The 20,059-nt window shown below is 74.4% G+C and carries 12 protein-coding genes and 1 pseudogene; 2 read left to right on the forward strand and 11 right to left on the reverse strand.

Annotated features, from left to right (window positions below; genetic code table 11):
- Positions 1–169: 169 nt before the first annotated feature.
- A pseudogene (locus ACIBEC_RS04415) lies at positions 170–1,432 on the forward strand (serine/threonine-protein kinase); the annotation flags it as partial.
- A gap of 874 nt (positions 1,433–2,306) precedes the next feature.
- Here ACIBEC_RS04415 and ACIBEC_RS04420 read toward each other — a convergent pair.
- Entirely contained in the window at positions 2,307–3,113 is an 807-nt protein-coding gene (locus tag ACIBEC_RS04420; RefSeq protein ID WP_360498421.1) for an RNA methyltransferase, read from the reverse strand.
- A gap of 89 nt (positions 3,114–3,202) precedes the next feature.
- On the opposite strand from ACIBEC_RS04420, the gene ACIBEC_RS04425 reads away from it, so the two are divergent.
- The gene (locus tag ACIBEC_RS04425; RefSeq protein ID WP_360498419.1) at positions 3,203–5,947 is read left to right on the forward strand and encodes a SpoIIE family protein phosphatase; all 2,745 of its coding nucleotides are present in this window, start codon (positions 3,203–3,205) and stop codon (positions 5,945–5,947) included.
- Between the two features lie 81 nt (positions 5,948–6,028).
- Here ACIBEC_RS04425 and cobA read toward each other — a convergent pair whose 3' ends face one another.
- From cobA to argH, 10 genes are all read right to left on the reverse strand, one after another.
- Positions 6,029–7,276, reverse strand: a complete 1,248-nt coding sequence (gene cobA, locus ACIBEC_RS04430; RefSeq protein ID WP_360498417.1) for a uroporphyrinogen-III C-methyltransferase — start codon at positions 7,274–7,276, stop codon at positions 6,029–6,031.
- Between the two features lie 104 nt (positions 7,277–7,380).
- The gene (cobT, locus tag ACIBEC_RS04435; protein WP_360498415.1) at positions 7,381–11,376 is read right to left on the reverse strand and encodes a nicotinate-nucleotide--dimethylbenzimidazole phosphoribosyltransferase; all 3,996 of its coding nucleotides are present in this window, start codon (positions 11,374–11,376) and stop codon (positions 7,381–7,383) included.
- A 517-nt stretch (positions 11,377–11,893) separates the two neighbouring features.
- Positions 11,894–13,150 carry a precorrin-6y C5,15-methyltransferase (decarboxylating) subunit CbiE gene (gene cbiE, locus ACIBEC_RS04440; RefSeq protein WP_360498413.1) on the reverse strand — a complete coding sequence of 419 codons (1,257 nt, stop codon included), beginning with the start codon at positions 13,148–13,150 and terminating at the stop codon, positions 11,894–11,896.
- Between the two features lie 205 nt (positions 13,151–13,355).
- Entirely contained in the window at positions 13,356–13,991 is a 636-nt protein-coding gene (locus ACIBEC_RS04445; protein ID WP_360498411.1) for a GNAT family N-acetyltransferase, read from the reverse strand.
- Between the two features lie 200 nt (positions 13,992–14,191).
- Complete coding sequence (locus ACIBEC_RS04450) at positions 14,192–15,016, reverse strand: MetQ/NlpA family ABC transporter substrate-binding protein (RefSeq protein ID WP_360498409.1); 825 nt, start codon at positions 15,014–15,016, stop codon at positions 14,192–14,194.
- Positions 15,017–15,074: 58 nt separating this feature from the next.
- The gene (locus ACIBEC_RS04455; protein WP_360498407.1) at positions 15,075–15,806 is read right to left on the reverse strand and encodes a methionine ABC transporter permease; all 732 of its coding nucleotides are present in this window, start codon (positions 15,804–15,806) and stop codon (positions 15,075–15,077) included.
- A complete protein-coding gene (locus ACIBEC_RS04460; RefSeq protein ID WP_360498405.1) occupies positions 15,803–16,843 on the reverse strand; it encodes an ATP-binding cassette domain-containing protein in 1,041 nt (346 codons plus the stop codon). The genes ACIBEC_RS04455 and ACIBEC_RS04460 overlap by 4 nt, the downstream gene beginning before the upstream one ends.
- A 563-nt stretch (positions 16,844–17,406) precedes the next feature.
- Complete coding sequence (locus ACIBEC_RS04465) at positions 17,407–17,907, reverse strand: GNAT family N-acetyltransferase (protein ID WP_360498403.1); 501 nt, start codon at positions 17,905–17,907, stop codon at positions 17,407–17,409.
- A gap of 254 nt (positions 17,908–18,161) precedes the next feature.
- Complete coding sequence (locus ACIBEC_RS04470; RefSeq protein ID WP_360498401.1) at positions 18,162–18,419, reverse strand: hypothetical protein; 258 nt, start codon at positions 18,417–18,419, stop codon at positions 18,162–18,164.
- A gap of 108 nt (positions 18,420–18,527) precedes the next feature.
- Positions 18,528–19,952, reverse strand: coding sequence for an argininosuccinate lyase (gene argH / locus ACIBEC_RS04475; protein WP_360498399.1), 1,425 nt, complete (start codon positions 19,950–19,952; stop codon positions 18,528–18,530).
- Positions 19,953–20,059: the final 107 nt, after the last annotated feature.

The raw sequence follows: 20,059 nt of genomic DNA on the forward strand, positions 1-20,059 counted from the left end.
ATCCGGCACCCCTGTGACCTGCAGGTCAACGCAAGATCAGACAATCGCACGGCGGCTTCAGGTGTTGCGTATCAGCACACCGCAGCGGGCAGTCCGTAAGCTGTGCCAGACAGAACTGACGATGGCCCAACCGACGGGGCCTCACCCACAGGCTGACGGAGAACGGGACATGGCGATGATGCGGCTGAGGCGTGAGGACCCCCGCATCGTCGGGCCGTACCGCCTGCACCGGCGACTGGGCGCCGGCGGCATGGGTGTGGTCTACCTCGGATCCGACCGCCGCGGGCAGCGCGTCGCGCTCAAGCTGATCCGCGCCGAACTCGCCGAGGACCAGGAGTTCCGCACCCGCTTCGCCCGCGAGATCGCCGCCGCCTCCCGGATCCGGGGCGGCTGCACCGCCCGCGTGGTCGGCTCGGACATCGAGGCCGACCGGCCCTGGCTGGCCACCGCCTACGTGCCCGGGCCCTCGCTGTACAAGCAGGTCGGCGACGAGGGGCCGATGAGCTGGCCCGAGGCGGCCCGGATCGGGGCCGCGCTCGCCGACGGGCTGGTCAAGGTGCACGAGGCCGGGGTGGTCCACCGCGACCTCAAACCCTCCAACATCCTGCTCTCACCGCGTGGCCCGCGGATCATCGACTTCGGCATCGCGTGGTCGCGCGGCGCCAGCACGCTCACCCACGTCGGCACGGCGGTCGGCTCCCCCGGCTTCCTCGCCCCCGAGCAGGTACGCGGGGTCGCCGTCACGCCCGCCACCGACGTCTTCGCCTTCGGGGCCACCCTCGCGTACGCGCTCACCGGGGACACCCCGTTCGGGTCGGGGGCGTCCTCCGAGGTGATGCTGTACCGGGTCGTCCACGAGGAACCCGACCTGTCCACGGTGCCGCCCCAGCTTTCTCCACTGATCCGGGCCTGCCTGGCCAAGGAACCCGCCGAACGGCCCGGTGCGGCCGCGCTGCACGAGCGGCTCAGCGAACTGGCGGCGCGCGGCACGGCCGCCGGGGCCTCCGGCGGCGGTGCGCGCGCGGCCCGGCCGGGACGGGCGGCGGCCGCACCCGCCCCGCAGGACGGTGCCCGGCCGGGCGTTCCGGCGCCCGGACGCTCGCCCGAGCCGCCCGCCGCTGCGCGGGCCCGGGCGGCCGCGGGCCGTGCCGGTGCGCCGGTTTCCGGAACGGCGGGGCGCCGCCCGCACGGGGCGGCCGCGCCGCTCCCCCGGCCCGAGCCGACACCCGTGACCCGTCCGCTGCGCCGGCGTCCCGACCGTCCGCACACTCCGCCCCCGGACCGGCCCGGCCCCCGGGACCGCCAGCACACCCCCGCCCCCGGCGGGCGGCCCGGCACGGCACGGCAGCGGCTGCTGCGGCAGCGGCTCGTGGTCTTCGTCACCGTGACCATCGGGGTGGCGCTGGCCATCGCGGCGGCGCAGGGATGCGAGGACCGGGGCAACCAGGGTCTGAGGCCGCCCACCAGGGTGGTCGCGAGTGTGAGCGGCGGCGGTGCCAGTGGTGGCAGCGGCGGCGGCCAACTGGCGGTGCCGGGGACGTCCGTGGACGTCGCCCCGCAGCCCTCGGCCACGCCCCTCCCGGCAGCGGCTCGCGGCGGCGCGGCGGACGGCTCCCTGGCTGCCCCGCAGGCGCCGGTGCCGGCGGTCGACTGGCCGAACCGCAGCTACCCCGACGGCGCGGGCGGACCGGCCATCGCGCTGAAGGACGGGCACTCGGCCGGGGCCGGGCCGCAGGTCGCCCTGAGCGCGGTGCTGCCGGCCCGGTACAAGGGCCTGCCGGCCGCGGTCGTGGTCCTACGGCGGGCGGAGGGCTCGGCGCCGGTCGACCTCGTCCAGCTCTACACCTTCGCCGGGGACACGCCTGTCGCCACCACCTCCCGCACCTCGGCGGCGGACCCGCAGGCGACGGCCGCCTGGCGACTGGACGGCAGCACGGTCGTCCGCGAGGAGCGCGTCGCCGCCACGGGCGCCGTCACCTCCACCCGCTACACCGTCCGCGCCGACGGCACCCTCGACGAGTCCTGGCCCGGCGCCCCCGGCGGCCCCACCCCGCCCCCCGCCGCCGCCCCGGCCCCGCCCACGGCCCCGAAGGGCTGACCCGACACGATTCGGCTGGGCGTCCGCGCGGGACGTCGGGCCCGCCGACTCCTGGCGCAAGGCCTGGCTCCGGCGTGAAGTAGGGGCAAGGGGCCCGGCATCCACGAAGGGCCGGCATCAGAAGTCGGGCCCGCCGACTTCTGATGACGCGGTGACGGGTCCAGCCGTGACGGTCCCAGGAGCGGGAGGGGCGGCGGGCCCGGGGACGTCAGGGGGTGGTGACGGCATAGAAGGCCACGGCTGCGGCGGCGCCCACGTTGAGCGAGTCGATGCCGTGTGCCATCGGGATGCGGACGGGGTGGTCGGCGGCGGCGATGGCGTGGGGGGTGAGGCCGTCGCCCTCGGCGCCGAGCAGGAGAGCGGCCTTGGGGAGGCGGTGCGGGGTGAGGCCGGCGAGGTCGACGGCGTTGTCCGCGGGGGTGAGGGCGAGGAGGGTGAAGCCGGCCGCGCGGACGGTGTCGAGGGCGGCGGGCCAGGGGTCCAGGCGGGCGTACGGGACCGCGAAGACGGCACCCATCGAGACCTTGACGGCGCGCCGGTAGAGCGGGTCGGCGCAGTCCGGCGAGAGCAGGACCGCGTCCATTCCGAGGGCGGCGGCGCTGCGGAAGATGGCGCCGAGGTTGGTGTGGTCGACCAGGCCCTCCAGGACGGCGACCCGGCGGGCCCCGGCGAGCAGGTCGGCGGCGTCCGGGAGGGGCTTGCGCTCCATCGAGGCGAGCGCGCCGCGGTGGACGTGGTAGCCGGTGACGGCTTCGGCGAGCGCGGGCTCGACCACGTGGACCGGGGCGTCGGCCTCGGCGATGACGTCGGCCATCACGTCCAGCCACTTGGTGGTGAGCAGCATCGACCGCATCCGGTAGCCGGCGGCGAGGGCGCGGCGGATGACCTTCTCCCCCTCGGCGATGAACAGGCCCTCGGCGGGTTCGCGGCGGCGGCGCAGTTCGACGTCGGTGAGGCCGGTGTAGTCGGCGAGGCGGGGGTCGGCCGGGTCGGTGATGGTGCTGGGTTCGGACACCCTGTGATCTTGCCAAGCCGGGACGGGGAAGGCCAAACGGCCGAGGGGACGGGGTGGTCCCCGGCTAGTCGGAGTGCAAATATGACCGTATGGCCCGTTATCCGGGCCGATCCTGGGCTCCGTCGGCCTCTGGCGCCACTGGCTCCGCCGGCTCCTCCGGTGGGCGCCCACACGGTCGGCCACAGCTGCCGCGCGCGAAGCGGGCGTGGCCGGTGTGGCACCGGTCGGTGGCCGGGCAGGTGTTCGCGCTGCAGATCCTGATCGTCCTGCTGCTGGTGGCGGCCGCCGTGGTGGCGCTGGTGGTGCAGTCGCACAAGGACGCCGACAACGAGGCCCGCAACCGGTCGGTGGCGGTCGCCCAGACCTTCGCCAACTCGCCGGGCATGGTGGCTGCCCTCCGCTCCCCCGACCCGACCGCGATCCTCCAGCCGAAGGCGCAGTCCGCGCGGATCGCCTCGGGCGTGGACTTCATCGTCGTCCTGAGCAACCAGGGCATCCGCTACACCCACCCGAACCCGGCCCGGATCGGCCAACCGTTCGTCGGCAACTACCAGCCCGCACTGCACGGCCAGGTGGTGACCGAGCACATCACGGGCACGCTCGGCCCGCTGGTGCAGGCGGTGGTCCCGGTGTACGCACCGGACGGCCAGGTGGTCGGGCTGGTCTCGGCGGGCGTCACGCTGGCGAACGTCAGCACGGCGAGCGAGCGTCAGCTGCCGGTGGTGCTGGGCGCGGCGGCCGGCGCGATCGGGCTGGCCACGCTAGGAACGGCGCTGATCAGCCGTCGGCTGCGGCGGCAGACGCGCGGGCTGGGCCCGATCGAGATGACCCGGATGTACGAGCACCACGCGGCCGTCCTGCACGCGGTGCGCGAGGGCGTCGTGATCGTCGGCGGGGACGGCCGACTACTGCTCTGCAACGACGAGGCTCGGCGGCTGCTGGACCTGCCGCCGGACGCCGAAGGCCGTCCGGTGGCCGGGCTGGGCCTCGAACAGGCGCCACTGGAGCTGCTGACCGCCAACCGCCAGGTGACCGACGAGGTGGTGCTGGCCGGGGAGCGGCTGCTGGCGGTGAACGTCCGGCTGACCGACCAGGCCCCCGGCGGCCTGCCCGGCTGCGTCGCCACGCTGCGTGACTCCACCGAGCTGCTGGCGCTGTCCGGCCGGGCCGAGCGCGCGCAGCGGCGGCTGCGGCTGCTGTACGACGCCGGGGTGACGGTGGGCAGCACGCTGGACGTGACGCGGACGGCGGAGGAGCTGGCGCAGGTCGCCGTGCCCCGGTTCGCGGACTTCGTGACGGTGGACGTCGCGGAGCAGGTGCTGGTGGGCGAGGAGCCGCCCCCGGGTTCCTCGCTGGGGCGGATGCGGCGGGCGGCGGTGACGGGCGTGCGGGACGACGCGCCGTTCTACCCGGTCGGCACGGTGCTGGACGTGGTGCCCGCGACCCCGCTGGCCGGGGCGCTGCACAGCGGAAAGCCGGGCCTGGAGCCGAAGCTGGCGGAGGCCCGGCGGTGGCGCGATCAGGACCCGGAGCGGTCGGCGCAGGTGCTGGAGTACGGGGTGCACTCCCTGGTGCGGGTGCCGCTGCGGGCGCGCGGGGTGCTGCTGGGGGTGGCCCGGTTCTGGCGGGCACAGCGGGCGGAGCCGTTCGAGACGGACGACCTGGCGCTGGCCGAGGAGCTGGTGTCGCACGCGGCGGTGTGCATCGACAACGCCCGCCGCTACACCCGGGAGCACGCGATGGCGGTGACGCTGCAGCACAGCCTGCTGCCGCGCCGGCTGCCGGCCCAGAACGCACTGGACGTGGCGCACCGCTACCTGCCGGCCCAGGCCGGGGTGGGCGGGGACTGGTTCGACGTGATCCCGCTGCCGGGCGCGCGGGTGGCCCTGGTGGTCGGGGACGTGGTGGGGCACGGGCTGCACGCGGCGGCGACGATGGGCCGGCTGCGCACCGCGATCCACAACTTCTCGACCCTGGACCTGCCGCCGGACGAGCTGCTGGGGCACCTGGACGAGCTGGTGAACCGGATCGACCAGGACGAGGCGGCGAGCGGCGAGAGCGCCGGGCTGACCGGGGCGACCTGCTTGTACGCGATCTACGACCCGGTGTCGCGGCGCTGCACGCTGGCCACCGCCGGGCACCCGCCGCCGGCCGTGGTGGACCCGCAGGGCCGGGTGGTGTTCCCGGAGCTGCCGACCGGGCCGCCGCTCGGGCTGGCGGTGCTGCCGTTCGAGACCGCCGAGCTGGACCTGGCCGAGGGCAGTCGGCTGGTGCTCTACACGGACGGGCTGGTGGAGGACCGCGACCGGGACATCGACGAAGGGCTGGAGCTGTTGCGGACGGCGCTGACCGGCCCGCCGCGCACGCCCGAGCAGACCTGCGCGGACGTGCTCGGGGCGATGCTGCCGACGCACCCGCAGGACGACATCGCGCTGCTGGTGGCGCAGACCAGGGTGCTGGCGCCGGACCAGGTGGCGGAGTGGGAGGTGCCGTCCGACCCGGCGGCGGTGGGTGCCGTCCGGGCAGAGGTGGCGCGGCGGCTGGAGGCCTGGGGGCTGGACGAGGCCGCGTTCGTCACCGAGCTGATCCTGAGCGAGCTGGTGACCAACGCGATCCGGTACGGCTCCGGGCCGATCCGGGTGCGGCTGCTGCGGGACCGGGCGCTGATCTGCGAGGTGTCGGACGGCAGCAGCACCTCGCCCCACCTGCGGTACGCGGCGACCGAGGACGAGGGCGGGCGCGGGCTGTTCCTGGTCGCGCAGTTCGCGGACCGCTGGGGGACGCGCTACACGGCGACCGGGAAGGTCATCTGGACGGAGCAACCGCTGGAGTAGGAAGTCGGCCGGGCCGACTTCCCACTCCGGGAGGGTCCAGTCCGGGAGGGCCCACTCTGGAAGGGTCCGCTCCGGGAGGGCCTACGGCCGGAAGGCGGCGGCCAGGACATTGACGACGTCCCCGATGACGATGACCGCCGGAGGCTTGACGCCCTCGGCCTCGACCACCGCGGCGACAGTGCCCAGGGTGGCGTCCACCCGGCGCTGGGCGGCGGTGGTGCCCTCCTGGACGATCGCAACCGGGGTGGTCGCCGGGCGGCCGTACTCGACCAGTCGGGCGGCGATCGCGCCGATCTTGTCCACGGCCATCAGCAGCACCAGGGTGCCGCTCATCTTCGCGGCGGCCTCCCAGTTGGTCAGGGAGCGCTCGTCGTCCGGGCCGACGTGGCCGGAGATCACCGTGAACTCGTGCGTCATGCCCCGGTGGGTGACCGGGACGCCGGCCGAGGCCGGGACGCTGATCGAGCTGGAGATCCCGGGCACGACGGTGACCGGAAGACCCGCCTCGGCGCAGGCCAGCAGCTCCTCGCCGCCGCGCCCGAAGACGTACGGATCGCCGCCCTTGAGCCGGACCACGAACTTGCCGGCCTTGGCGTGCTCGATCAGCGTGCGGTTGATCGCCTCCTGGGCCATGAACCGGCCGTACGGGATCTTGGAGGCGTCGATCACCTCGACGTGCTCGGGCAGCTCGGCGAGCAGCTCGCGCGGGGCGAGGCGGTCGGCGACCACCACGTCGGCGTCGGCGAGCAGACGGCGGCCGCGCACGGTGATCAGGTCCGGGTCTCCGGGGCCGCCGCCGACCAGGGCGACGCCGGCACCGTGCGAGCGGTACTGGCGGGCGGCCAGCGAGCCGTCCCGCAGGCCGTCCACGATGGCGTCGCGCAGGGCGGCGGAGTGGCGCGGGTCGCCGGTGAGGACGGCGACGGTGGCGCCCGCGTCGCGGCCGCTGGCCGGGGTCCAGGCGGTGGCGGCGGAGGCGTCGTCGCTGCGGGAGCAGAACACCCGCCCGCGCTCGGCCTCGGCACTGACCGCCGCGTTGACGGCCGGGTCGTCGGTGGCGACCAAGGCGTACCAGGCGTCGGCCAGGTCGCCGTCCTGGTACGGGCGGGCGTGCCAGGTGAGCTCGCCGGCGTCGGCCATCGCCTGGACGGCCGGGGTGGTGGCCGGGGATATCAGGTGCAGCTCGGCCCCGGCGGCGATCAGGGCGGGCAGCCGCCGCTGGGCGACCTGTCCGCCGCCGACCACGACGACACGGCGGCCGGCCAGCAGCAGGCCGACCGGGTAGGGGGTACGGCCCTCGGTGCTCGGGTGCGGGGTGGGCGCGGTCATCGACGGTGCTCCTGATCGGGGTGAGGGTGGGGGACGGTACGGCGAGACGCCGCTCCGCGGGCCGGCGCCCTCGGGCCGGTCCGCGGAGCGGTGCGAAGTGTGCGTCAGGCCTTCTCGGTGACCCCGGCGGAATCGAAGGTGGCTACATCGTGCATCGCCCGTGCCGCGCTCTGCACCAGCGGCAGGGCCAGCAGGGCACCGGTGCCCTCGCCGAGCCGCAGGTCCAGGTCGATCAGCGGACGCAGACCGAGCTTCGCCAGCGCGGCCTGGTGGCCGGGCTCGGCGGAGCGGTGGCCGGCGATGCAGGCGGCCAGCACCTCGGGGGCGATCGCCTTGGCGGCCAGTGCGGCCGAACCGGCGATGACCCCGTCCAGCACCACCGGGGTGCGCAGCGAGGCGGCGCCCAGCAGGAAACCGGCGATGGCCGCGTGCTCCAGGCCGCCGACGGCGGCGAGGACGCCGACCGGGTCGCTCGGGTCGGGCTGGTGCAGGGCCAGCGCGGCGCGGATGACCTCGATCTTGCGGGCGTGGGTCTCGTCGTCGATGCCGGTGCCGCGACCGGTCACCTCGGCCGGGTCGAGACCGGTGAACACCGAGATCAGCGCGGCCGAGGCGGTGGTGTTGGCGATGCCCATGTCGCCGGTGACCAGTGCCTTGTTGCCCGCCGCGACCAGGTCGCGGGCGGTCTCGATGCCGACCTCGATGGCCTTGAGGACCTCCTCGCGGGTCATCGCCGGGCCCTGGGTCATGTCGGCCGTGCCGGGGCGGACCTTGCGCGGCAGCAGACCGGTGGCCCGGCCCTGCTGGACGGCGTCCGGCAGCTCGGCGGCCACACCGACGTCGACCACGCAGACCTCGGTGCCGATCTGCTTGGCGAAGGAGTTGATCACCGCTCCCCCGGCCAGGAAGTTGCCGACCATCTGGGCGGTCACCTCCTGCGGCCAGGGGCTGACCCCCTGGGCGTGCACGCCGTGGTCCGCGGCGAAGATCGCCACGCAGGCGGGCTCCGGGAGCGGCGGCGGGCACTTGCGGGACAGGCCGCACAGCTGGGCGGAGATGATCTCCAGCATGCCGAGCGAGCCGGCCGGCTTCGTCATCCGCTTCTGCCGGTCCCAGGCCTCGCCGAGCGCCTTGGCGTCCAGCGGGCGGATGCCGCGCAGGGTGTCGGCGAGCAGGCTCTGCGGCTCCTCACCGGGCAGCGCGCGGTTGCCGTACTGCTCCTCGTGGACGACCCAGGACAGCGGGCGCTTCTTGGCCCAGCCCTGCTGCTCCAGCTCCGGCTCGTCCGGGAAGGAGTCGACGTAACCGACACACAGGTAGGCGACGACCTCCAGGTGCTCCGGCAGGCCGAGCTCGCGGACCAGCTCCTCGTCGTCGAAGAAACTCACCCAGCCGACGCCCAGGCCCTCGGCGCGGGCGGCCAGCCAGAGGTTCTCGACGGCCAGGGCGGCCGAGTACGGGGCCATCTGCGGCTGGGTGTGCCGGCCCAGGGTGTGCCGGCCGCCGCGGGTGCGGTCGGCGGTCACCACGATGTTGACCGGGGTGTCGAGGATGGCCTCGATCTTGATTTCCTTGAACTGCTTGGCCCGGCCCTTGGGCAGCGAGTCCGCGTACGCCTCGCGCTGGCGCTCGGCCAGGGCGTGCATCCGCTTGCGGGTCTTGCCCGAGCGGATCACCACGAAGTCCCAGGGCTGCGAGTAGCCGACGCTGGGCGCGGTGTGGGCGGCCTCCAGGACGCGGATCAGCACCTCGTGCGGGATCGGGTCCGGGCGGAAGCCCTTGCGGATGTCGCGGCGCTCGCGGAGCACCTGGTGGACGGCCTCGCGGCCGGCCTCGTCGTAGCCGGGGGCGGCCGGGCCGCGCGGCTCGGCGGGCTCCTCGGGCTGCTGCTCCTCCAGCGGCTGCTCCTCGGCGGCCTGCGGGGCGTCGGCGGGCACCTCGGTGACGGTCTCCTCGGCGGCCTGCCGGTCGGCGGTGGCCTGCTGGTCGGCGGGCTGCTCGGCCTGCGGCTCCTCGGCGACGGGCGCCTCGGGGGCCTGCCCGGCGGCCTCGGCGGCAGCCTCAGCAGCGACGGCGTCGGCAGCGGCGGGAGCCTCGGCCGGGGCCTGGCCCTGCTCACCGACCGGCTCGGCGGCGGCCACCGCCGGGGTCTCGGTCTCCGGGACGGCGGGCACCTGCTCGGCGGCGGCCTCGGCACCACTCTGGGTACCGCTCTCACCGGCGTTCTCGGCAGGGACCTCGGCAGTAGCCTCGGCACCGCTCTCGGCGGGCGCGGCTACGGCCTCGGCGGGCGCGGCTACGGCCTCGCCGACCTCGGCGGCGGGCTGCTGCTCCGCCTCCTGGGCGACGGCTTCGGCGGGCTGCGCGGCCTCGGCCGCGACGGCGGGCTCGGCCGCGGGCTCGACCACCGGCTCGGTGACGGCGTCGGCGGGCGCCTCGGCCGGGGCCTGGGCCTGCTCGGCGACCGGCTCGGCAGGAGCCTCCGCCGGGGTCTCGCCCGGCGCGGCCTGCTGCGGCTGCTCGGGCTCGGCGGCGGGCTCGTTGACGGCCTGACCGGACGGCATCTCACCGGTGCCCGCGGCGGTCTCGGCGACCGGCGCGGCGACCGTCTCCGGCGCGACCGCAGCAGCCTCGGCGGCCGGGACGGGCTCGGTCGGCTCGGCTGCGGCTGCGGCTGCGGCCTGGACGGGCTCGCCGCCCTCGACGGCCTGCGGGGCGTCGGCGGCCGCTATGGGCGCGGGCTGCTGCGGCGCCGCCTCCTCGGCCGCCGGGGCCTGCCCGGTCGCCTCGACCTTGGGCAGGCCGTGCGGGGTGGGCGCGGCGAGGAAGGCGGAGATCCGGCGCGGCGGACCGGCCTGAGCGGCGGCCTCGGCGTGCTCGGCGGCACCGTCGACAACGACGGACTCCACTGCGACGGATTCGGCTGGGACGGATTCGCCGGCACCGTCGACGACGACGGGCGCGACGGCCACGGCCACAGGCGCGGCAGAAGCCTCGGCCGGGGCCTGCTCGGCGACCTGCTCGACCACGACGGCCTGCGGCGCGACGGCCACGGCCTCCGCGGCAACCTCGGGCGCCGTCACGGCCTGCGCGGCCTGGGCATCCTGGAGGGTCTGGTCACCCTGGACGGCCGGAGTGGCCTCCGGCGTCTCGACGACCTCGATCACCTCGATCGCCCCGACCGTCTCGACGGCGAACACGGCGTCGACCGGCGGCGAAGCCAGCGGCACCTGTACCGCCTGCTGCACGGCCTGGGCGAGCGGCACCTGCTGACCGTCCGCCACCGGAGTACCCGGGACCAGCGGAACGACCGGCGGCACCGGCGTCGTCGGAACGGCCTGCGGCGCGACGGCCGGAGCCGGGGCGGTGGCCTCGGCCATCGGCGGCCGGCCGACGACCGGGATGCCGTGCGCGGGCGTGCCGCCCTGCGACGGGCCGCGGTCGGCCAGCGAGCGGACCGGGACCTGGCCGGTCATCAGCGACGGGTCCGGGATCGGCGGGCCGGCGTGCAGCGGGCGGCGCGGCTGCTGAGCCTGCGTCATCTGCTGCTGCGCGTGCTGTTGCAGCTGGACGGGCTGCTGCTGGACGTGCTCGGCGCCGAGCACCGGCGGGTCCACCGGCGGCCAGGACGGCTCCACCGGGGTGCCGTCGTGCTGCGGTGCGAGCGGCATCTGCTCGGCGGGGACGGACGCCATCGGCTCGCCCCAGGAGCCCTGCGGGCCGGGCATCAGCAGGACGTCGTCCTCGTCGTCCAGGCCGTCCGGCGTGTCGGGCTGGTCGAGGAAGTGGAAGGCCGGGCGCGGGGCGCCCTGGTCGACGGCCCACCCCTCGCCGGGGAGGCCGGGCGACGACACGCCGGGGGCGGCGTAGCCGTGCTGGGCCTGCGGCGGGATGACTCCCGCACCCGGAGGCATGCCGCCAGGCATCCCACCGGGCATGCCGCCGACCGGGGTCGCCGGGTTCGGGATCATTCCGCCGTCCGTCGCGACGCCCTGCAGAGGTGCAACGCCCGCGACGCCCTCCGGTCCGCCGAGCGGGTCCGGCCCGGCGTTCAGGTGCTCCGGCATTCCCTCGCCCGGGACGTGGCCGCCATCGGTCATTGTCAAGCTCCTTCCAGGCCGCTGCCGCGCCCTTGGCGACACGATCACCGATCGCAGCGCCCATCCGCACGGGCCGGGCCTGCACCGACCCGCCCCTCAACCACACGCGGCCGCCGCGCCGTGGCGCTGCGGCCCAAGTCCTTCCGGCGCGCTGCGGCACCCCGGCCCTGCACACCGCCCACACAGGGCGGCACGTCGTCTGAAACAACGACAACCCGGAGCAACCGGCACGACCGCACCGGACCCTACGGCATTCTCCAGGTCCGGCACGAGGCTCGTCGAATTGCCCACACTCCGAGCGGAAGCGGGTTGCACCACGTCAAAAAGGTGACAAACCGACCGAATCGGGTGGGTCGCCGACCATTGCAGCCGCCCAGGACGTCACACTACCGGCCCGGCGCGGTCACCTCTCGAATCGGTGTCCGGATGCGACCTGGATCACCGTCCGGGCGGCGCGCGTGCCATGTCCGTGCCACCGCCCGTGCCACCGTACGGCCCCGGCGCGCGCCCGAGGCCTTCACACGATCTGCTCACCCCAGAGCACCAGCGCGCCGGTTGCGCCCGCCCCCAGCTCCAACCCGCCGCCCTCCCCCGCGGCCCGCAGCGGGGTCGACTGGAGCAGCGCGCCGTCCGCCCGGTAGCCGGCCTCGCCGATCGCCCGGCGGACCTCCTCCGCCTCGGCGAAGGTCCGGGCCAGCGCGACGAACCGCTCCGGCTTGCGGGCCAGCACCGCCCGCACCACATCCGGTCCGCCGGACTCCACCACCGCCGCGTCCGGCTCCGGCAGGCCGCCCAGCACCTCGGGGCCGCTCCCGTGGACGGCCTCCACCTCGACGCCGTACCGGCGGGCGTTGACGGTCAGCCGGGCGCAGGCCGAGCGGGAGGCCTCGACCGCGACCACGGCGGCGCCGAACCGGGCCGCCTCCACCGCGAGGGCGCCGCTGCCCGCGCCGACCGACCAGACCAGGTCCCCGGGACGTGCACCCAGACGGGCCAGCACCAGGGCGCGTACGTGCGCGGGAAGCGCGTCCGACGCGCCCGTCTCACCACCCGTGCGCCCGGCGCCCGCGTAGGCGTCACCGGGGAGCGCCCAGCCGCGCTCCGCGCCGGGGTAGCCGATCGGGCGCCCGGCCAGCCAGCCGGCCGCCTGGTCCACCGCGCCGGTCCGGGCGCCGCCGCCGATCACCAGCACCACGTTGGGGTCCCGCCACACGTGGTCGGCGATCCGGTCGGAGGTGAGGACGGTGACGTCCTCCTCCGGCGTGCCGAGGGCCTCGCAGACCACGAAGGTCCGGTGCACCCCGCGCAGCATCAGGGCGAGTTCGGCGGGCCCGGCACCCGGGGCGGTGAGCACCGCCACCTTGGGGTGGGCCCGGCAGATGTTGGCCGCGCGGCGCAGCCGGCCGCCGTGGGCGCTGACGACCTGGGCGTCCTCCCAGGGCATGCCGGCCCGGGCGAACGCGGTGGCGACGGAGGAGACGGCGGGCAGCACCTCGAGTTCGAGGCCGTACTCGGGACGGCGCAGGGTGCGCACCACGCCGAAGAAGCCCGGGTCGCCCTCGGCGACCACGACGGCGGCGCCGCGGTGCTCGGCGATCCGACGGGCGGCCTGCCGGATGTCGCCGAGGGCGATCCGCTCGGCGGCCTCCGGCACCGGGAGGGCGCTCAGTTGGTAGGGGGCTCCGGCCACCAGGGTCGCCGCGGCGAGGGCCGCACCGGCGGCCTCGGTCAGCGGCGTGCCGTCCCACCCGATGACCGTGATCCGGTCAGCCATCTGCGGCCGTTCTCCCTCGACTCGGTGCGCCACTCGCTGCGCCGTCCACGGCGCCGGTCAGAGGCTACCGGGTGTGATCCCCCAGGGGCCGACATCTCGTACACATGTCCGTGACGAGCGGGTGGCCGACGGAAGTGTCGTGCGGGTCCGGTCGCGCGGCTTCAGTCCCGCGGGTCCGGACCCGCGGGTTCAGTCCCGCGCCGGTTCAGTCGCGCAGCACGTAGCGGTGATCGCCGTGCCAGCCGTCCCGGTGCAGCTCGGGCGATTCCAGGTCCTCGGGGAGCAGGCTCCACAGGATGAGGTCGCTGCGGCTCTCCTCGACCACCTCGCCGGACTCGCCGCGCACTATCCAGGCGCTGCGCAGCACGCCCTCGCTGATGCCGCCGATCTTCTGGGTGACCTGCTGGGCGGCGGTGTTCCCGGCGGCGGTGCGCATCTCCAGGCGCAGGAAGCCGCGGTCCTCGAACAGCCACTGGGCGACGCCGAGGACGGCCTCCGGGGCGTAGCCCTCGCCGCGCGCCCACGCGGCGGTGACGTACGAGATCTCGGTGCTGCGCAGCCGCCAGTCGGTGTTGCGCAGCTCGACCAGGCCCACCAGGCGCTGGGTCAGGTGTTCGGTGACGGCGAGGACGATGCCGCGTCCGGCGGCCCGGTGGGCGGGGGCGAGGGTGCGGGCGAGCTCGGTCGCGTACGCCTCGGTGAAGGGGTGCGGGAGGTCCGTCCAGGCCAGGACGAGGTCGTCGGCCATCATCGCGGCCAGGCCGGGGGCGTCGTCATCCGCAAGGGGTCGCAGCAGCAGCCGTTCGGTGCTGATGGCGGTCTCGGGGAAGCTCGCTGCCATGCCGTCTCTCCTCGCCGGGTCGTGAACACAACACCGTACGCCTCCGTCGCACTCCGGGTACCACGTGGTGCGCCGCGCGCACGACGGTACGTCAGAACACCGTCGCCCGGGGCGTCCCTGGTGCATACTGCCCGACCGGGCCCCCGCCGAGGTGCGGCGGGGGCCCGGTCGGGCGGTGCGGCGTACGGCGGTACGACGGATCAGAAGGCCGGGATGACCGAGCCCTGGAAGGTGTCGTTGATGTACTTCTTGACCTCGTCGGAGTGCAGCAGCTCGGCGAGCTTCTTGACCCGCGGGTCGTTCTCCTTGCCCTTCTTGACGGCGAGGATGTTGGCGTACGGGTTGCCGTCGGCCTTCTCCAGCACCAGCGCGTCGGTGGCCGGCTTCAGGCCGGAGTCGAGGGCGTAGTTGCCGTTGATGACGGCGGCGTCGAGGTCGGCGATGGAGCGGGGCAGCTGGGCCGCCTCCAGCTCCTTCCACTTGAAGTGCTTCGGGTTGCCCGTGATGTCCGCCGGGGTGGCGGCGGTGCCGGCGCCGTCCTTGAGGGTGATCAGCTTGTTGTCGGCGAGCAGCTTGAGCGCGCGGCCCTCGTTGGTGGCGTCGTTCGGCAGGCCGATGGTGGCGCCGTCCGACAGGTCGGCGATCGCCTTGACCTTCTTGGAGTAGACGCCCAGCGGCTCCAGGTGCACCGCCTCGACGGAGACGATGTCGGTGCCGTTCTTCTTGTTGAAGTCCTCCAGGTACGGGACGTGCTGGAAGTAGTTGACGTCGGCCGAACCGTCCTGCACCGCCGTGTTGGGGGTCACGTAGTCGGTGACCTCCTTGATGTCGAGCTTGAGGCCGGCCTTGTCCGCGAGGTTGTCCTTGACGAACTTGAGGACCTGCCCGTGCGGGGTGGGGCTGGCGACGACCTTGAGCGGCGCGTTCGGGTCCGAGGAGGACGAGCCCGAGCTGCTGCAGGCGGCCAGCGACAGGGCGAGGCCGGCGGTGGCGAGGACGCTGGTGAACTTCAGAACGTTGCGCACGAAAAGTGCCTTTCTGCGTGATGCGGGGAGCCGCGTCCGGAGGTCGGACGAGGGAGGTCTAGGAGGCGACGAGGTCCTCGTCGGCGGTGGTGGCGGCACGCGGGCGGAGCAGGCGGGTGCGTCCGCCGCCGCGGCCCCGGTTCGCCAGGCGGCGCACGGCGTAGTCACCGGCCAGCTGGATGATCGTGACGATGATCGCGATCTCGGCCACGATGATCCACATGAAGGCGGTCTCGAAGCGCAGGTAGCCGTAGCGGTAGGCGAGGTCGCCGAGGCCGCCGCCGCCGACCGTGCCGGCCATCGCGGAGTAGCCGATCAGCGCGATGACGGTGGTGGTGATCGAGGCGACGATGCCGGGAAGGGCCTCGGGTACCAGCGTCTTGCGGACGAGCGTCCAGGTGCTGCCGCCCATCGCCTGGACGGCCTCGATCAGGCCCCGGTCCACCTCGCGGACGGAGGTCTCGACCAGCCGGGCGAAGAACGGGATCGCGCCGACGGTCAGCGGCACGGTGGCCGCCTGCCAGCCGAGGGAGTTGCCGGTCAGCCATCGGGTGAAGGAGATCAGCGCGATCATCAGGATGATGAACGGCATCGAGCGCGCGAGGTTCACGATCGCGCCGAGCACCTTGTTCACCGGCTGGTTCTGCAGCGCTCCGCCCTTGGAGGTGAGCACCAGCAGGACACCGAGGGGCAGCCCGAGGAGGACGGTGCAGACGGTCGCGACCCCGACCATCTGGAAGGTCTCCTGGGTGGCGGGCCACATCAGCTCCTGCATCTGGTCCCAGGTCATGCCACCGCTCCGTTCGCCGCGCCGATGCCGTCCGAGCCGAGGAGGGCCACCTGCAGGCCCTGCTCGCGCAGGTAGCCGATCGGCACCACGTTGTCCTGGTGGTTGCCGGGCAGCTCGACCCGCATCCGCCCGACCATCCGGCCGGCGATGGTCTCCACGGCGGCGCCGAGGATGTTGATGTCGATCTGGTAGGTGCGGGCCAGCTGGGAGACGAACGGCTGCGCCGGGGTGTCGCCCTGGAAGGTGATCTCCAGCACGGTGGAGCCGGGGTGGCCGGTGCCGAACTCGCTGAGCGGGAACAGCTCGCGGGCCAGCTCGGAGCCGGGCTCGGCCAGCAGGTCGGTGAGCTCGCCGGACTCGACCACCTTGCCGCCGCGCATCAGGGCGGCGGAGTCGCAGACGGACTTGACGACGTCCATCTCGTGGGTGATCAGCAGGACGGTGAGGCCCAGCTGCTGGTTGAGGTCGCGCAGCAGCTTGAGGATCGAGCGGGTGGTCTCCGGGTCGAGCGCCGAGGTGGCCTCGTCGGAGAGCAGCACCTTGGGGTCGCCGGCCAGGGCGCGGGCGATGCCGACGCGCTGCTTCTGGCCGCCGGAGAGCTGGTTGGGGTAGCTGCGGGCCTTGTCGCCGAGGCCGACCAGGTCGAGCAGTTCGGCGGCCTTGCGGCGGCGCTGGGTGCGGTCCAGGCCGACGATCTCCAGCGGGAGTTCGACGTTCTGCTGCACCGTCCGCGAGGAGAGCAGGTTGAAGTGCTGGAAGACCATGCCGATCCGGCGGCGCGCCTCGCGCAGGTCCCGTCCGGCGCGGTTCTCGCCGCCGGACAGCGCGGTGAGTTCGACCCCGTCCACGGTGACGGTGCCGGAGGTCGGGCGCTCCAGCATGTTCACGCAGCGGATGAGGGTGGACTTGCCGGCACCGCTGGTGCCGACGACGCCGTAGACCTCGCCCGGGCGGACGTGCAGGTCGACGCCGGCGAGGGCGGTCACCTCGCGGCCTCGGGAGCGGTAGACCTTCGTGAGGTCCGTGGTGGTGATCACAGCAGCTTCCGGGGGGGTCGGGGGCGGGCGGCGTGGGTCGACCGCCCGACCGGGTTGCGGTCGGCGGCTTCTTACGGCGCTTCGCCGGGGGGATCCGGACCTGCCACCCCTTGGTCGTGGCCGCTGGGGGCCGGGCCGCGCGACGGCGTGGCCCTTACGAGTCACCGGCGCCCGCACGTGGGCGGGCATGGCGAAGGGAGGGGTCCGGGAGGATGGGCGCGCTCGGACAGGCTGGAGCGGCGCCGGAGTCTCGCTTCGGGGCGCGAGGAGAAGGCACCCGCGGAGGGGTACCGGGGGCGATGGCCCTCAGCAGTGACACATTCGACGGCACATGGCACGCTCACCTGCCGGCAGCGTGCCGGTGGGGGTCCAGTTCGTCGTCGCAGTCATGTGAGCCAGTAAAACAGATGGTTCGAGGTACGCCCAATTGTTTGACGGCGCTGTCCGCAATGCGGACATCTACCGCTGTGACCAGCGGTGATATGACTCGGCGCCGCCACCGGATCGTCCGGATGGTGGCGGCGCCGAGCGGCGGGGCGAGGTGTGGGGTGCGGCCGTCGGGCTCAGGCCGTCGCGGCCAGCTCCGCAGCGGCGGGCTTCTCCAGGTGGACGAAGCTCAGCCGGGCGTTGACCTGCTCGACCCGGGTCTGCCGGTAGCCCTGGCGGGCGTACAGCCGCAGGTTGCCGAGGCTGCGGTGACCGGTGAACAGGCGGTAGGCGGACACCGGGCTTTCCTCGGCGAGCCGGCGCTCCAGCGCGTCCAGCAGGCGGCCGCCGAGGCCGTGGCGCTGCATCCGCGGGTGGACGACCAGACGCCCTATCCGGCCGACGCCGTCGGCCTCGACGCGGCCGCGGACGGTGCCGACCACCTCGTCGCCCAGCCGGGCGACCAGGAAGTGCTGCTCGGCCAGTTCGGCGCGCAGGCTCTCCAGACTCTGCGTCAGGGGCTCGATCGCCCAGTCGCCGTACAGCTCGGCCTCGGACTGGTAGCCGAGGTACTGGAGCTTGAGGATCTGCTCCGCGTCCTCGACCGCCGCGGCCGAGATGATCACGCTCATGCCCATGTGGAGGGGCCTCCCCAGTCGTCGTGCCCGGCGCGCAGAGGGTGGCGCGCTCACGCTCAGTATCCGAGTGATCGCGTCACCGTCAAGAGCTGCGTTCGCCAGCGCTCTACCCGGGTGTCAGCTTCCCTCAACCTTCGGGGGGACAGACGTGAGCAGGGTCACCCCGCTCGGGGAGGAGGTGGTGGAGCGGGGCGCACGGCGGAGAACGCGAGCCGGGGAGTACGGACGGACGCGCACGATGTCACCCCCGCGCCTCACGGGTACCGCTCCGCGTGGAGCAGCGTGCGCAGGCAGGCGAGGCAGCGGGAGCGGGTGGGGCCGATGGAGCCGCGGGGCATGCCGAGGCGCTCGGAGAGTTCGCGGTAGGTGGGCGGCGGGTCCTCGGCGAGGGCGGCGATCAGCTGCGGGCAGCGGCCGGGCAGGGCGGCGACGGTCTCGCGGACCACGCGGCGGCGGCGTTCGGCGAGGTAGACGTCCTCGGCGGAGGGGACGGCGGGAAGGGTGGCGCACACACCGTGCATGACGCCCGGCGGCCGGACCGGTTACGCCCGGGCCGTGGCGCGGACGCCGGAGGGGCGCGCCGGTCGGACCGCCGCGCCCCCCTGCCTGCCGACCTCCGGTCAGCCCTGGACCCACTCCTGCTGCCGCGCCAGGTCCGCCTTCACCTCGGCGAGCTGGACCGCGACCGCCGAGGGGGCGGTGCCGCCGCGCCCGTTCCGGGACGCGATGGCGCCGTGCACGCTGAGCACCGAGCGAACCTCCGGCGTCAGGTGCTCGGAGATCGCGGCGAACTGCTCGTCCGACAGGTCGGACAGCTCGATGCCCTGGGCCTCGCAGGCCTTGACGCAGGCGCCGGCCACCTCGTGCGCGACCCGGAACGGCACGCCCTGCTTGACCAGCCACTCGGCGATGTCGGTGGCGAGCGAGAAGCCGGCCGGGGCGAGCTCCTCCAGCCGCTCCCGGTGCACGGTGAGGGTGGCCATCATCCCGGTGAACGCGGGCAGCAGCACCTCCAGCGTGTCGCAGGAGTCGAAGACCGGCTCCTTGTCCTCCTGCAGGTCCCGGTTGTAGGCCAGCGGCAGCGCCTTGAGGGTGGCCAGCAGGCCGGTCAGGTTGCCGATCAGGCGGCCGGACTTGCCCCGGGCGAGCTCGGCGATGTCCGGGTTCTTCTTCTGCGGCATGATCGAGGAGCCAGTGGAGAAGGCGTCGTGCAGCGTGATGAAGCCGAACTCCTTGGTGTTCCAGATGATCACCTCCTCCGCGATCCGGGAGAGGTTGATCCCGATCATCGCGGTCACGAAGGCGAACTCGGCGACGAAGTCGCGCGAGGCCGTGCCGTCGATGGAGTTGCCGACCGAGCCGCCCTCGAAGCCGAGGTCGGCAGCGACGGCCTGCGGGTCGAGGCCGAGCGAGGAGCCGGCCAGCGCCCCGGAGCCGTACGGCGAGACGGCGGTGCGGGTGTCCCACTGGCGCAGCCGCTCGGCGTCCCGGCCGAGGGCCTGCACGTGCGCGAGGACGTGGTGGGCGAAGAGCACGGGCTGGGCGTGCTGGAGGTGGGTGCGGCCCGGCATGGCGGTGTCGGGGTGCGCCTCGGCGAGGCCGACGAGGGCCTGCTGGAGGTCGAGCAGCAGGCCGCCGATGGTCTTCGCGTGGTCCCGCAGGTACATCCGGAACAGGGTGGCGATCTGGTCGTTGCGCGAGCGCCCGGCCCGCAGCTTGCCGCCGAGCTCGGCGCCGAGGCGCTCCAGCAGGCCGCGCTCCAGGGCGGTGTGGACGTCCTCGTCGGCGACGGTGCCCGTGAAGGTGCCCGCCTCGACGTCGGCGAGCAGCCGGTCGAGGCCGTCCAGCATGGCGGCCAGCTCGTCCTCGGAGAGCAGCCCGGCCTTGTGCAGGACCCGGGCGTGGGCCTTGGAGCCGGCGATGTCGTACGGCGCGAGGCGCCAGTCGAAGTGGACCGAGGCGGACAGCTTGGCCAGCGCCTCGGACGGGCCGTCGGCGAAGCGCGCGCCCCAGAGGCGGACGTCGGAGGACTGCTGGGCGGTCATCGCGTTGGCTCCTTCAGACATGTACAGCGGGTGGCATAAGTATGCACGACAGTGTATGAAACACAAAACCCCTGAAACGCGGAAACCCCGGCCGGACGGGATTCGTC

It is taken from the genome of Kitasatospora sp. NPDC051164, assembly GCF_044455625.1.
In the GTDB taxonomy this organism is placed as follows: Bacteria; Actinomycetota; Actinomycetes; order Streptomycetales; family Streptomycetaceae; genus Kitasatospora.